The sequence below is a fragment of the Brevibacterium sp. Lmc1 genome (assembly GCF_057654315.1).
Genome location: NZ_CM172803.1, coordinates 4162569 through 4176313, shown reverse-complemented (window position 1 = coordinate 4176313; position 13745 = coordinate 4162569). Strand labels below are relative to the sequence as shown.

The window sequence follows — 13745 nt, the reverse complement described above, 5'->3', positions numbered from 1 at the left end:
TTCACGACATTTCGAGACATTCGTTAACAGGAGATACTCATGGCAAAGCCAGAGATCCGGAAGCCTATCAAGAAGAAGGCTAATCCGCTCAAGAAGGGCGAAGCGGCGAACATCCACTACAAGGACACCGCTACGCTCCGTAAGTTCATTTCCGACCGCGGCAAGATCCGTGCACGTCGCGTCACCGGTGTGACCGTGCAGGAACAGCGCGTCATCGCAAAGGCCGTCAAGAACGCCCGCGAGATGGCACTTCTGCCCTACTCGAGCTCAGCTCGCTGATCGGAGGGAAAGAATAATGCCTAACCGCAAAGTGATTCTGAACCAGGAAGTCGACGGCCTCGGTGCCGCCGGCGACGTCGTCGAGGTTCGTGCCGGATACGCACGCAACCTGCTTCTGCCTCGTGGCTGGGCTTCCGCCTGGTCCGCCGGCGCTGAGAAGCACATCGAGGCTCTGCGCAAGGCCCGTCAGGCCAAGCAGATCGCTGATCACGACGAAGCCATCAAGGTCAAGGGCGAACTCGAGTCGACCACGGCTCGCATCGACATGAAGGCCGGTAAGAACGGTCGCCTCTTCGGCGCCGTCACCCCCGCCCTCGTGGCCGAGGCTCTGCAGACCGCGACCGGACGCGAGTTCGATCGCCGTCAGGTCGCCCTGACCGGTCACGTCAAGACCCCCGGCAGCTACAACGCTGTTGTGCGCGTCGGCGACGAGATCACCGCGAAGATCAAGTTCGAGGTCATCGGCAAGGCCTGATCAAGGCCTTGTCCGGGCGTCCCAGTCCGGATGATTCGGACGTGGTGAGGGCCTGAACGGCCCCACCGCACCACCGCCGAGGCGGCACCTGAGTTCAGGTGCCGCCTCGGCGTTATTCATGGGGTTGGGATTCGGCTGTCGGAGCTGTGAGGATGCGGCCGGCGGTGGCTCGCTGCTGATACCTGCTCACGGTAGGCACTGAGCTGCAGACGACGTTGGGGGCTGCGGTCTGCCCTGGAGGGCAGTCGAGTATCCGTCCGGGTTCGCGGCAAAACGACGTGTCGCACCTAGAACCTCGCGACAGCTGCATAACATCCCGTTGCACCTGTGCGTTGTGCGGCTGCCGGTGACAGATGCATTTGCAGTCGTAGGTTGTGCCGCTTGCGGTGACGGATGCTCGTGGGTCGCAGATGGAGGACACGACGCTTGCGGTGCGCAATGTCGCTGGCGGTGTGGGATGCTGTGATGCCGCCCGGACGCTGCGGGACGATGGGAAGGGATGGGTCAGGTGAAGAGCTTCTGGCCGATCATCGTGTCGCCGGTGCCGATGCCGGGCGGGATGGCGAACAGCGCCGAGGCCTGATGCTGCAGGTACTCGGTGAGCAGGTCCTTCTGTGCCATGGTCTTGAGGATCGGGTAGAAATTCGTCCGCGGGTCCCGCACATAGGCGATGAAGAACAGCCCCGCATCGAGGCGGCCGAGCGAATCATTGCCATCGGTGAAGTTGTATCCTCGACGCAGCATCTTCGCCCCCTTGTGGTGTTCGGGAGCGACGATGGCGATGTGCGACCGCGCATCGATCGCCGGTGCGCCCTCCGCGTTCTTCGCAGAGAAGTCGATGGGGGTGAACTCTTCATCCGCGGTGGGTTCTGCCACGGACTGCGGGGCGCCATAGCGTTTGTCGCGGCCGATGATGTCTTCCTGTTCAGCCAAGGACACTCGGTCCCAGATCTCCAAGTACATGTGGATCTTGCGAGCCATGAAGTAGGTGCCACCGGCCAGCCAGCCATCGGAAGCCGGATCATCACCAGACTGTACCCACAGGTGCTTGTCGAGTTCGCCGTCGGCGTCCTCGCTCTTGATGTTGTTCGTCCCGTCCTTGAACCCGAACAGGTTGCGCGGCGTCTCCTGCTCTGTCGACGTCGACGAGGTGCGGCCGTAGCCGATCTGCCCCCACTTGAGCTTCGCAGTGCCGAAAGCGATGCGAGTGAGGTTGCGGATCGCATGGACGGCGACCTGCGGATCGTTCGCGCAGGCTTGGACGAGCAGATCACCATTGCTCTCGGAGGCATGGATGGCTTCATTCGCGAACTTCGGCACACCGTCCTTGAGCACCTGCGGCATCTTGCCCTTCAGGCCGAAACGATCCTTGCCCGACTCATCGACGAACAAGGTGGCACCGAAGCCGAAGGTGATCGTCAGCCCGCTGGCCGGATACCCCCACACCTCACCGGAATCCTTCGGCGGCAGTTCGGTATTCGCGTCCGGAGCGCCACCGACCAGGTCACCAGCGCTCATCTGTTCCGCCGCCACCGTCCAATCCTCGAGGAGGCCGATGAGTGCCTGGCGGTCCGAGGTCGTGACATCGAAGGCCACCGTGTACATATTGTCCTGAGCGGGAGTGAGGATGCCCTGCTGCTTCTCAGCCCGGAAGGGATAGCTGAGATGGACGGCGGACTGCTTCTTCTCCTGCGTTCCGCGCACGGCATAACCGACCGCACCGCCCCCGACACCAGCGATGCCGAGAGCACCTGCGGCCCCACCGAGGGCAAAGAGCCGACGCCTCGGAATCCCGCGGACCTTGCCCTCGGTGGATCCCGCCTCGGTGGGTTCGTCATGGCTCATTCGCGTACTCCGACAGACTTCAGCGCAGGATGGTGCCGCTGACCTGCGACAGGGGTTCGCTCAGGGCATTGACTGCGTCTGAGAGTTCCTGCTGGGCTTTGGTGTAGTCGGTGTCCTGCGGAGCTTCGCCGGCGTCGTTCTGCACTGCCGCAACCTTCGAATAGTCCTCGTAGAGGATATTGCCCTCATCGTCCTTGCCGGTCTGGTACTTCTTCAGCACCGTCTTCACACCGTCGAGGTTCGTTGTGATCTTCTTCGCGAGCTCGGGATCCTGGGCTTCGACGAGCTTTTCGACATTGCCGTAGGCCACCTCTGCGCCTTCGACATTCGCGTGGAAGTCAAAGAGGTCGGTGTGCGAGAAGGTCTCCTCTTCGCCGCCGATCTTCGACAGTGCGACCTCTTCGAGCAGCGCGGATGCACCCGTGGCGACATCGGAGAGTTTGAGTTCGAACGTACCGCTGGCGCCGTCGACCTTGCCGTAGACGAGGTCGTAGAGGGTCTTCGTGTCCTCGTTGAGTTTGTCTGCGACCTTTTTCCGTTCGGCCCCGGACTCGAACTTATAGCCTTCGGACTTGTCCGTGAACAGATCGGCTTCGATCCGGTGCCAACCGGTCCAGTCGGCCAACACCTCGGGGTCGTTGGGCTTCTTCCCGGCATCAGCCGAGAGGTCCTGGACTCGGGCGTCGAGCGCACCGTCGAGGTCTCCGGCCTCTTTGATGCCGAAGGACTCGGCGGTCGGTTCGATGCGTTCATAGTGCTGACGCGCCAACGGATAGAGGGCCTTCGCCTTCTCGGTATCACCCGAGGTGTAAGCATCGGTGAAGTCCTTCGTGGCATCGACGAGCTGACCGACCTGGTCCTTGACGTAGCCGGTGTAGTTCGTGATCGCCTTGTCCTCGGCGGCTTGGGTGTCGCTGTCGACGGAGACGTCTTCGCCCTTCGTTACGGCGAACTTCGCCAGTCCCACGAAATCGCCGACCATATTCGGCTTGCATGCCGTGTAGTACGTGCCTTCTTCGAGTGCTGTGGTCACCGTAGTCGTCGTGCCCGGGCCGATGTTCTCCTTCTCGGATTCGATCTGGAGTTTGTTCTCGGCGAGGATCTCGAACTCGTTCGGCTTCGTGCCGTTGTTCGTCACGGAGAAGCTCACCTTGCCCGAAGGCAGAGTGGCGGGGCTGACATCGCAGGTGTCATCGGTGATCGTCACCGTGACGGTGTCGCCGGAGGCAGCGGCATCGTCCTTCTTGTTCTGCGGATTGTCGGTGCATGCTGCCAGCGACAGAGCGAGCAGAGTGACCGTGGGCAGGGTGATGAGAGGGGAATGGCGTTTCATAGTTGTCCTCGTGAGATGGGTCGGTCATTGAACGTGGTGGTGCGATGAGCGGCGCGGATGCGCACGATTCAGGGGGTGGAGTGTCGGGGCCGATTATGTCGGGTCGGCCGTCGCCGAGGTGGGGGTCGCCTCGGCGGGGGCGTGCCTTTGTGCTCTTTCGGACTTACCGTCCGGCTTCGCTGTGGGCCTCTTCCCGTGGACCTGGCGGTAGAAGATGATCGCCACGGGGACGATATAGACGATCCAGCCGATGGTTTGGAGCACCGTGGGTTGGACGTTGACCTGGAAGATCGCCTGTCCGAGGACGTAGAGCCAGTAGATCGGCGACGTCGGTTCGGGCAGCAGGTGGCTGACGTCCCACGCATGGTTCATGATGCCGGGCAGGACTCCGGCTTCCTGCAGATCGCTGATGCCGTACGCGAAGATTCCGGCGGCGACGAGGATGAGGAAGTAGCCGGTGACGGAGAAGAAGAGCTTCATATTGATCTTGCGCGAACCGCGGTAGATGAGCCAGCCGAGGACGAGTGAGAGCAGCAGACCGGTGACGACGCCGGCGGTGGTGGCGACAACGTTGTTCTCCACCGAGGAGCGGACCGTGGCCCAGATGAACAGCGCGGATTCCGCGCCTTCCCTGCCGACGGCGAGCACGGCGAGCCAGACGAGACCCCAGCCGGACGAGCGCTTGTCCAACGAGGCGGCCATCGACGATTCGAGTTCACCTTTGAGTGCGCGTGCGTGCTTGCCCATCCAGAAGATCATTCCGGTCACCAGGGCAACGGTGATGATGGAGAGCACGCCGCCGATGATCTCCTGCGCCTGATAGGTCAGGGTCTTCGGCCCCCAGGTCAGCAGGGCGCCGATGCCGAAGGGAATGAGCGCGGCGAGACCGACGCCGAGCCAGAGTTTGGGCAAGACGTCTCGGCGACCGGTCTTGACCAGGTAGCCCACGAGGATGCCGATGACCAAGGTGGCCTCGAGACCTTCGCGCAAGGCGATGAGGAGGTTCGCGACGAACATCTGGCTCACTCTCGTCAGTTCGTCGAGGCGGGTGTTCGGGCCGTCTCGAAAGGGGATGAACGAATTTAGCCTAACCTAAGGTCGGCTGATTCAGTGTACATCTACTTTTGGGGTGCAGAGGACGCAGGAAGGTCTAGAATCGGCGGGTCGGCAGGGTCAGTTGTCGCAGTCGGAGCGGACGCAGCTGTGGTCGTGTTCGACGCGAGCGTACGCGGTCCCGGCATTGTGACGTGCTGCTTGTGCCTCACCGCGGCAACCGCATAACCTCCCGTTCGACCGGTGCGTTATGCGGCTCCTGGTGAGGGACGCTCCTGCAATAGTAGGTTGTGCCGCTTGCAGTGGGGGATGCTCGTGCCCGAACACGTAGGGAGCGCAGGCAGCGGTGTGGGGTGTTTCAGGTAGTGCGCAACCCGATCGGCTCAGCTCTCGGAGAGGTCGGCGATGAGGGCGTCGATGAACGATTCGCAGGCGGCGATCTGGTCGAGTTCGATGAACTCATCGGGAGCGTGAGCCTGGGCGATGTCTCCGGGACCGCAGACGACGGTCGGGATGCCTGCTTCGGAGAACAGTCCCGCCTCGGTGCCGTAGGTGACCTTGTCATCGGTGGCGATGGCGCCCCAGCTCGCGGCGAGCGAGACGATGTCTGCATCGGCCGGAGTCTCGCAGCCGGGAGCCTCGGCTTCGATAGTGAAATCGACGCCGGCGGCCTCGTTCTCGGCGGCCATCGCTCGACCGAGACGCTGAGCCTCGGCGCGGAAGCGTTCGACGAGGGCCTCGCGGTCCACGGAACCGAGCGATCGGAACTCGAACTGGACGGTCGCCTCGGCGGGGATGGTGTTGACGGCGATGCCGCCGGTGAACGTGTTCGCCGTGACCGAGGTGAAGGGCACGACATAGGCCTCGTCGAAGGGCCCTTCGGTGCGGAACTCGGCTGCGACGGCGTGAACGAAGGCGACGAATTCGGAGGCATAGGCGATGGCATTGACGCCTTCGGGGGTGAGCGAGGAGTGAGCGGCGACGCCATGGAAGTCGACGCGGAAGACGTTCATCGATTTGTGGCCGCGGATGGCGCGCATGCTCGAGGGTTCGCCGACGATGCAGCCGCGGGGCGCCAGGCCCTCCTCTGTGATGGCTTCGACGAGGGAGATGGCGCCCACGCAGCCGATCTCTTCGTCATAGGAGAAAGCAAGGTGGATGGGTTCGCTGAGTTTCGCGGACTTGAGCGCTTCGAGGCGGGAGAGGATGACGCCGATGAAGGACTTCATGTCGGCGCTGCCGCGGGCATAGAACTTTCCGTCGCGGATCTCGGGAGTGAATGGGTCGGAGGACCAGTCCTGGCCGTCGACGGGGACGACGTCGGTATGTCCGGACAGGACGATGCCTCCGCTGGTCGTGCCGTCGGCTGCGGGGATGGTCGCGAGCAGATTCGCCTTCGTGCCCTCCGGATTCGGGATCCGGCGTGATTCGATGCCGGCGGCCTGGAGGCGGGCTTCGACGTGGTCGATGAGCGGGAGGTTCGTGTCCCTGCTCGTCGTGTCGAAGGTGATGAGATTCGTGATCTCGGTGATGGTGGCCTCGGCGGGTGTCGCTGGCACGACTGCTCCTGACTCTAGGATGCGGGTGGTCTCGGTCGGTCAGATCGCTGCATCTGCGGGAGGGCCGCGGCGGACCCAGCGGGGACGTCGGACGTCTCCGCGGAGTGGTGGTTCCAGCGGGGACGTGGTCCCTGTGCAGGACAGCGGTGACCATACGCCTTCACTCTACGGGTCGGACTCGTGCCGTGTGGCACCGGCCCAGTGGGTGGGCACTGCTCAGCATTGAGCGCGCAGCTTTTGAACTCTGAGCGTCCCATATTCAGGCCCCAGCGAGGACGAGAAGTGCCTCGTTCCGCGCATCGAGCCCGTCGTCGGGGATTTCGGCGGCCATCTCTTCGCGCATGACCGCTCTCTTCACTGGATCCATCGTCAGCTGAGCCGAGTAGGTGAAGACCATCGACAGCCAGTCGTGCCTCGAATAATGGAGGTCTTCGACGAAAGTGGTCTCATTCGGGGTGAAACCGGCGTCCTGCAGTTTTGTGAGCGCCGGATGTTCGACGGGTTCGACCTCCCGCGCGGACTCAGCTGTACCGCTGCCCGCCCTTGCCTCTTGGCTCGCTTCGGTGCCCCGGCTCGCTCTCGAACCGAGACTCGCGGTCCTGCCGTCGGCATGAAAGCGAGCGATGACCGCATCGAGCCGGGTCTTCAGCTCACTGATGGGTTCGATATCGTTCCAAGCCAGAGCCAGAATCCCACCGGGGCGGAGCACCGTGCGAACTTTCGGCAGAGCAACTAGAGGATCGACCCAGTGGAAGGACTGACCGAAGCTGACGAGATCGAAGGTCCGGCCCTGTGGGTCCCATTTCTCGAACGCCGAGACTTCCACATCGAGACCTTTGGCCCGAGCGACCGCAGCCATCGCGGGGTCTGGTTCGATGGCCAGAATCTCGGCGCCTGCTGACCGGAGCTGGGACGCGAGAATGCCGGTGCCGGAACCGACATCGAGGATGCGCGGGGCGTCCGCGGTTCGATCGCTGGTGGACGGCAGTGAGGAATCCGTTTGGGAGTCGGCGCTCGCCCCGGCCGCTTGTATGATCGCCGAGAGGAGCGCGGCAGGGTACTTCGGTCGGAAGGCGTCGTAGTCCCGGGCGACCTCGCCGAAGGATTCTGCACGTTCACGATTCTCGAAGTGTTCCATCCACGTAGCCTAACGTTCCACGGTCGGGCAGGGCCGCCTCGGCGACTGTCACGAAGGCTCATCCCTCATGAATCGTGGCATCTCCACCCGGTGCACCGGGCAGATATGAGAGCGACGGGGCGGATAGCGGGCAGCGTGGGGAAGTAAGAGCAACTGTGAGGGATGCTCGCGAGAGATAGGGCGGCCCGAGCGGCGGGGCTCTCCGCGGAATTCCCAGGTGCGAACCCGCCTGCGGATGCGTGTGGAGGGGCAGGGTTTCGCTAAAGTCGTGGAGCAGGGGGTAACGATGTCGATCGAGAAGACACCATCCGTACCGCGCTTCGGCGCCGGCAGCGGAAACGGCGGGCCGGCCGAGCTTACGCCGGAGGATCAAGAGCGCGCTCGCGGGCTGAAGAAGATGCGCACGCTCGCGCTCTCGCTGCTCATCCTCGCCACGCTCATCTTCCTCTCCACCCACCTCTTCACCGACAACACCGGCGTCTGGGGGTTCGTCTCCCGCGCCTCGGAGGCCGCGATGATCGGCGCGATCGCCGACTGGTTCGCCGTCACCGCGCTGTTCCGCCACCCTCTCGGGCTGCCGATTCCGCACACCGCGATCATCCCGCGCAAGAAGGACACACTCGGAGCGAGTCTGTCGGCCTTCGTCGCCACGAACTTCCTCCACGCCGAGGCGGTGTCGACGAAGATCCGATCCGCCGAGATCTCCCATCGTGCCGGAAAATGGCTGGCGAAACCCGCCAACCGAGATATCGTCGTCGACCGTGCCGCAGGGGGCCTCGAATATGTGCTCGCGCGCATCGATGACGACTCCATCAAGGCGCTGACCAGGAACGTCATCATTCCTCGGCTCGTGGCCACCAGGAAGACACCGGTGCTCGCTCAGCTGCTGCGTCAGATCGTGCTCGACGGGGCTCACCACAGACTAGTCGACCTCATCATCGCGGAGGCCTACAGCTGGCTGGGTGACAATCCGCAGGTCATCGATGAGATCGTCCACAATCGGGCACCGTCCTGGGTCCCCGATTTCGTCAACGAACAGCTGGCCAACCGCCTGCAGCGCGAAGTGCTCGGCTGGGTCGCCGACGTCCGCGACAACGAATACCACAAGGCCCGACAGGCGCTGGATGCGTGGCTCGTCGACCTCTCCGACGACCTCGAATCCGACTCATCCCTGTCCCAGCGGGCCGAAGAGATCTTCAACGACCTGCTCAGCCAGGAGGGCGTCGTCGACTCCGTCCTCGAGATCTGGGGTTCGCTCAAACAGCTGCTGCGCGAGGCCATCATCGACGAAAGCGGCGAAGTCCGAGCCCGCATCTGGCAGCTCATCGGCGAGTTCGCCGAACGGCTGCAGGCGGACTCGGAATTCTCCCGCCGCATCGATGACCGGATCGCCACCACCGCCGGTGATCTGGCCGAAAGCTTCGGCCCTGAGATCGCCAGCGTCATCTCCGACACCATCGAACGCTGGGATGCGAAGGAAGCCGCCGAGCGCATCGAGCTCTACGTCGGCCGCGACCTCCAGTACATCCGCATCAACGGCACCGTCATCGGCGCGCTGGTCGGCCTCGTGATCCACACCGTCATCGTGCTCCTGCCGGGGTGAGACCGCCAGGGTGAGGCGCTGAAGCGCCCTCAGCCACTGAGGGTTCAGCGCTTTCGGTCCCAAGCCCCTGGGTGAAGGGGACAATCGCAGGGGAAGTTGTGTCGAAACTCTGTCAAGGATTACGCGCGGGCTGTACTCTGAAATGACCGAGCAGAACCGGAAAGGATCCGATGCTCACAGTTGCAGCGCTGCTCTCCATCGTCATCCTGGGCTCCGTCTTGGGTCTGCTCTCGCGCCGACTCCTCGGCCCCGACGTCGGACTGCTCAGATCGATCCTCGTCGGAATGCTCGTCTTCTCATCCGGCGGCGCCTTCATCACGCACGTGGCCCGACTCAACGGCATCTTCTCTCCCGAGGTCTCCTATGAGAGCCTCGACCAGGTCCAGCTGCTGATCTTCGCCGGTTTCATGTGTCTGGCGATCCTCGCACTGAGCACGATCGTGCTGTTCGTCCTCGAAGTCATCATGCCCACCGGAACGCTGCCCGGCGCCCGCGGCGCAGTGATCGGGATTCGCGGCTGGACCCGACGGACCGGCCGGATATTCACCGTCATCCGAGCAGCGATGAGCTCGGGCCTGCACCGGTCGTTGACCTCGGGACTCAAACCCGACGACACCAGGTTCGCCGCCTCGCTCGTCGTCTTCCTCAATTCGGCAGGCACGACCTTCGTCAAACTCGGTCAGTTCCTCTCCACCCGCACCGACATCCTCCCGCCGACACTGACCTCCGCACTGGGAACCCTGCAGGCCGATGCCGAACGGCTGCCCTTCGCGCAAGTCAAAGGCGTCATCGCCGCTGAGCTCGGAGCCGACTGGGAAGAAGCGTTCGCCTCCGTCGACCCCACTCCGCTGGCCGCCGCGTCGTTGGCTCAGGTCCACCGCGCGGTGCTCGAAACCGGCACCGAGGTGGCCATCAAGGTCAGGAGGCCGCGTGCCGTGGCCGCGGTGAGCGTTGACAGCGACATCCTCCTCAGGCTGTCGACTCATCTGCTCAAACGCTACGAATGGGCCCGCGCGATGGGACTCGGCGAGTTGGCGCACGGATTCGTCGAATCCCTCGACGAGGAGCTCGACTACCGGGTCGAAGCCCGCAACCTCGACATGGCCGCCGCTTCCCTCGGCTCTCGAGAAGGGGTGAGAGTCCCCGCAGTCCAACACGAGCTCTCCGGCGCGTCGATCCTCGTCACCGACTTCATTCCCGGGCGCACCCTCGGACAGGCGGCACTCGAGGGATACCCCCGCCTCGGCGACAGGGAGCGGAGCGCTGCGGCCCGGAGACTGTGCCTGTCGACCATCCGGTCCATCCTCGTGACGGGGATCTTCCACGCCGACCTGCACCCGGGAAACATCATGATCACCGAGGATGGCGACCTCGTCTTCCTCGACTTCGGGTCGATCGGCATCCTCGACGACGAATCCCGCAACGCCTTGGCCCTCATCCTCCACGCCGTCGTCGTCGACGATGCGGCGACAGCAGCCGACGCGATCCTGCTGGCCTTCGACGCACAGGAGAACGTCGACGTCGACCTGCTCCGGCGCGACATCGGCCGCATCATCACCGTGCTGCGTGTACACGGACGCATCGACAGCGCGATGTTCCGGCAGCTGCTCGCCGTCCTCAGCGACCACGGAATCGGAGTCCCCGGGGACCTGGCAGCGGCACTGCGCACCCTGGCATCGATCGAGGAGTCCGTCACCGGCCTCGACCCGCAGCAGACCCTGCTGAGCATTGTGCGCCGGGAGCTGCCCGCGATCACCGCGGCGGTGATCGCGCCCGAGAGGATGAGCGCGAAATCCGTCGGCGCCGCCGGCGTTGCCGCGCTCACCGCCCGGCGCCTGCCCGGACGTGTCGAGCAGGTGAGCAGGGAGATGGCTGCAGGCCGATTCAGTGTGCGACCGCAGCTGTTCACCTCCGCTGCCGAACGCTCCTGGCTGCGCGGAGTTCTCAGCGAGTTCACGGCGGTGCTCCTCGCCTGCACGGCAGTGATCGCCGCGATCCTCCTGTTCGGAATGGACGGCGGACTGAAGATCTCGACGGACCTGACGATGTACCAGGGGCTGGGTGCTCTCTTCGTCTTTGCCGGAACGATGATCGCCCTGCGTGCCGTCATCCGTCTGTTCCTCAAGAAATGAGGCGGTCACCCCTGCGGTGACCGAATCCATCGCCGGAGCCGGCACGGACCACCGCGCAGGGGTTTCCGTCAACAGAGGTTGGGAAATCCCGCACCGGCTGACAGGCTGACTGCATAGTGCCAAGGCCCGTTGGGCGAAAACATGGAGACATGACTTCTTCACAGCATCCTGCCGCAGCGCAGCAGCCCGCCCACCAGCACCCCGCCATCATCACCGCCGGAAACGTCACCAAGCACTTCAACCAGACGTACGCTCTCGCCGGAGTCGACCTCACGATCGGCCTCGGCGAATCCCTGGCCATCATGGGACCCTCCGGCTCCGGTAAGACCACCCTCCTGCACTGCCTGGCCGGCATCATCAGTCCCGACAGCGGCCGCATCCGACTCTCGCCGACCGACCGCAGCGCCGCCGCCGAGATCACCTCCCTCAAGGAATCCGGCCGCACCGCTCTGCGCCGCGAGGTCTTCGGCTTCGTCTTCCAACAGGGACTGCTCCTGCCCGAACTCACCGCCATCGACAATGTTGCGCTCGCCGCCATGCTCGCAGGCATGAACCGCTCGGACGCCACCCAGCACGCCCGGGCCTGGCTCGACCGTCTTGGTCTGAGCGAGCACGGACACAAGCGGATCGGACAGCTCTCCGGAGGTCAGGCGCAACGGGTGGCAATTGCCCGCGCCCAGGTCACCCAGCCCGTCGTCACCTTCGCCGACGAACCGACCGGCGCCCTCGACTCCCGAACCTCGAACGAGGTTCTCACCGAGCTGCTGGGCTCCACCGTCGGCCGCGGCTCCACCCTCGTCGTCGTCACCCACGATGAGAACGTCGCCGCCCGCTGCTCCCGTGTCGTCCGACTCGCCGACGGCCGCATCGTCGCAGATTCGGCAATGCAGGAAGCCGCCCAGTGATGAAAATCCTTCCCCTCCTCCTGTCCAAACAGTCCCTGACTTCGATGACGTCGCGCCTTGTCGGGATCGCCTTCTTCTCCTGCGCGACGATCTTCCTCACCGTGGCCGCCGGCGCCTGGGCATTCATCGATCGCCCCGAGGTCTCCGGATATGCCGAGGTGGCCGAGCTGTACCAGCTCCTCGCCGTCCTCGCCACGGTCTTCCTCATCGTGCCCGCGACGAGCCTCGGGGTCGCCTCGGCGAAATTGAGCGCCCGCCGTCAGGACGAACGACTCTCGACCCTGTCCCTGCTCGGGGCGCAACGCGGCACGATCCGCCTCATCGCCGTCGCCGAACCCTTCATCCCCGCCTCGCTGGGCATCCTCGCCGGAATCGGCGGCTACCTGCTGGTCGCCTGGCCGCTGAGCTTCATCACGTTCGTCGGTGAACCCCTGGGCTACCAGGCACTGCTCATGCCGGTCTGGCTGCTCGCCGCGGTCATCGTGGGCCTCCTGGCGGTCTGCCTGATCGCCTCGCTCATCGGCCTGCGCAAGATCCAGGTCTCCCCGCTGGGCGTGCGCACCCGGTCGCTGCCCCGGAGATTCCCCCTGGCCCGCGTCATCGCGGCCATCGTGCTCATCCTCATCGTGGCCATCGCGACCTATGTCTCCACCCAGATGGAGCTGCCGATGGCGGTGACGATCATGTACAGCATCGCCACGATCGGCATCACGCTCCTGCTCATCAGCGTCCTCGGCGTCCTGTGCATCCGCGTCCACGCCGGCATCGCCGGCAGAATCGCCCGCGGTCCCGCCTCGGTGATGGCGGCGGGAATGATCGCCGACGCTCCCGGACAGTACTGGCGTCGGGTCGCCGGGCTGGCGATGATCACATTCATCGCCGTCGTCGGCGGGGCGGGAACAGCGATGATGCGCAGCGGTCAGGAGGACTTCTCCGCCGAGGACCGCGCGGTCATGGGCCCGTACGCCCACCTCGGCGACGATATCTTCACCGGACTCATCCTCACCCTGGTCATCGCCTTCGTCCTCGTCATCGTCTCGGCCACGATCAACCAGGCCGCAGACATCCTGGACCGGGCCACGACCTATCGCGAGCTCCACGCCGCCGGAATGACCCAGCAGATGATGCACCGGGTGACCGTCAACGCCGTGATGTCGCCGATCCTGCTGGTCACCGTCGTCTCCCTGTTCCTCGGCGGAATCCTCGCCTGGCTCATGGCTTCGGTGAGCGACCTCGGCGATCCGTTCACCATCGGAACCGTCGCCGCCGTCCTCGTGGCCGGGGTTGCGATGGTGTGGCTGGGGCTGCAGGTCACCCGCCCGCTCGTCCGCCGGGTCACCGAGATCGATCCCCACAACCGCACCCTCGCCGAGGCGGCACCCGAGAACCGGGCCACCGCCGAGGCGACCGTGGCCTGAGAGGA

At 64.5% G+C, this 13745-nt stretch carries 11 protein-coding genes; 6 read left to right on the top strand and 5 right to left on the bottom strand.

All coding sequences use genetic code 11. The features are described from left to right. Window positions 1-39 precede the first annotated feature (39 nt). The gene (gene rpsR, locus AC239G_RS18690) at window positions 40-279 is read left to right on the top strand and encodes a 30S ribosomal protein S18 (protein WP_025779604.1); all 240 of its coding nucleotides are present in this window, start codon (window positions 40-42) and stop codon (window positions 277-279) included. Between the two features lie 16 nt (window positions 280-295). Beyond that, window positions 296-754, top strand: a complete 459-nt coding sequence (gene rplI / locus AC239G_RS18685; RefSeq protein ID WP_062860402.1) for a 50S ribosomal protein L9 — start codon at window positions 296-298, stop codon at window positions 752-754. Between the two features lie 504 nt (window positions 755-1258). Here the strand turns inward: rplI and AC239G_RS18680 are convergent. The 5 genes from AC239G_RS18680 to AC239G_RS18660 form a co-directional block, all read right to left on the bottom strand. Further along, window positions 1259-2599, bottom strand: coding sequence for a Dyp-type peroxidase (locus AC239G_RS18680; protein ID WP_259358017.1), 1341 nt, complete (start codon window positions 2597-2599; stop codon window positions 1259-1261). A gap of 19 nt (window positions 2600-2618) precedes the next feature. After that, window positions 2619-3932, bottom strand: a complete 1314-nt coding sequence (gene efeO / locus AC239G_RS18675) for an iron uptake system protein EfeO (protein WP_139467593.1) — start codon at window positions 3930-3932, stop codon at window positions 2619-2621. A gap of 93 nt (window positions 3933-4025) precedes the next feature. After that, the gene (gene efeU / locus AC239G_RS18670) at window positions 4026-4949 is read right to left on the bottom strand and encodes an iron uptake transporter permease EfeU (protein ID WP_139467592.1); all 924 of its coding nucleotides are present in this window, start codon (window positions 4947-4949) and stop codon (window positions 4026-4028) included. Window positions 4950-5368: 419 nt separating this feature from the next. After that, on the bottom strand, window positions 5369-6544 hold the full coding sequence (gene argE / locus AC239G_RS18665; protein WP_376906574.1) for an acetylornithine deacetylase: 1176 nt from the start codon (window positions 6542-6544) through the stop codon (window positions 5369-5371). Between the two features lie 259 nt (window positions 6545-6803). Then, the gene (locus AC239G_RS18660; RefSeq protein ID WP_139467591.1) at window positions 6804-7682 is read right to left on the bottom strand and encodes a class I SAM-dependent methyltransferase; all 879 of its coding nucleotides are present in this window, start codon (window positions 7680-7682) and stop codon (window positions 6804-6806) included. Window positions 7683-7968: 286 nt separating this feature from the next. Between AC239G_RS18660 and AC239G_RS18655 the strand changes: the two genes are divergently transcribed. The 4 genes from AC239G_RS18655 to AC239G_RS18640 all read left to right on the top strand — a co-directional run bounded on the left by AC239G_RS18655 (window position 7969) and on the right by AC239G_RS18640 (window position 13740). Further along, on the top strand, window positions 7969-9285 hold the full coding sequence (locus tag AC239G_RS18655) for a DUF445 domain-containing protein (protein ID WP_139467590.1): 1317 nt from the start codon (window positions 7969-7971) through the stop codon (window positions 9283-9285). 170 nt (window positions 9286-9455) lie between these two features. Next, complete coding sequence (locus AC239G_RS18650; RefSeq protein WP_139467589.1) at window positions 9456-11417, top strand: ABC1 kinase family protein; 1962 nt, start codon at window positions 9456-9458, stop codon at window positions 11415-11417. 149 nt (window positions 11418-11566) lie between these two features. After that, window positions 11567-12322 (top strand): ABC transporter ATP-binding protein, encoded by a 756-nt coding sequence (locus AC239G_RS18645; protein WP_139467588.1) that lies wholly within the window; start codon window positions 11567-11569, stop codon window positions 12320-12322. Continuing rightward, a complete protein-coding gene (locus tag AC239G_RS18640) occupies window positions 12322-13740 on the top strand; it encodes an FtsX-like permease family protein (RefSeq protein WP_139467587.1) in 1419 nt (472 codons plus the stop codon). Before AC239G_RS18645 ends, AC239G_RS18640 begins: the two co-directional genes overlap by 1 nt. Window positions 13741-13745 lie beyond the last annotated feature (5 nt).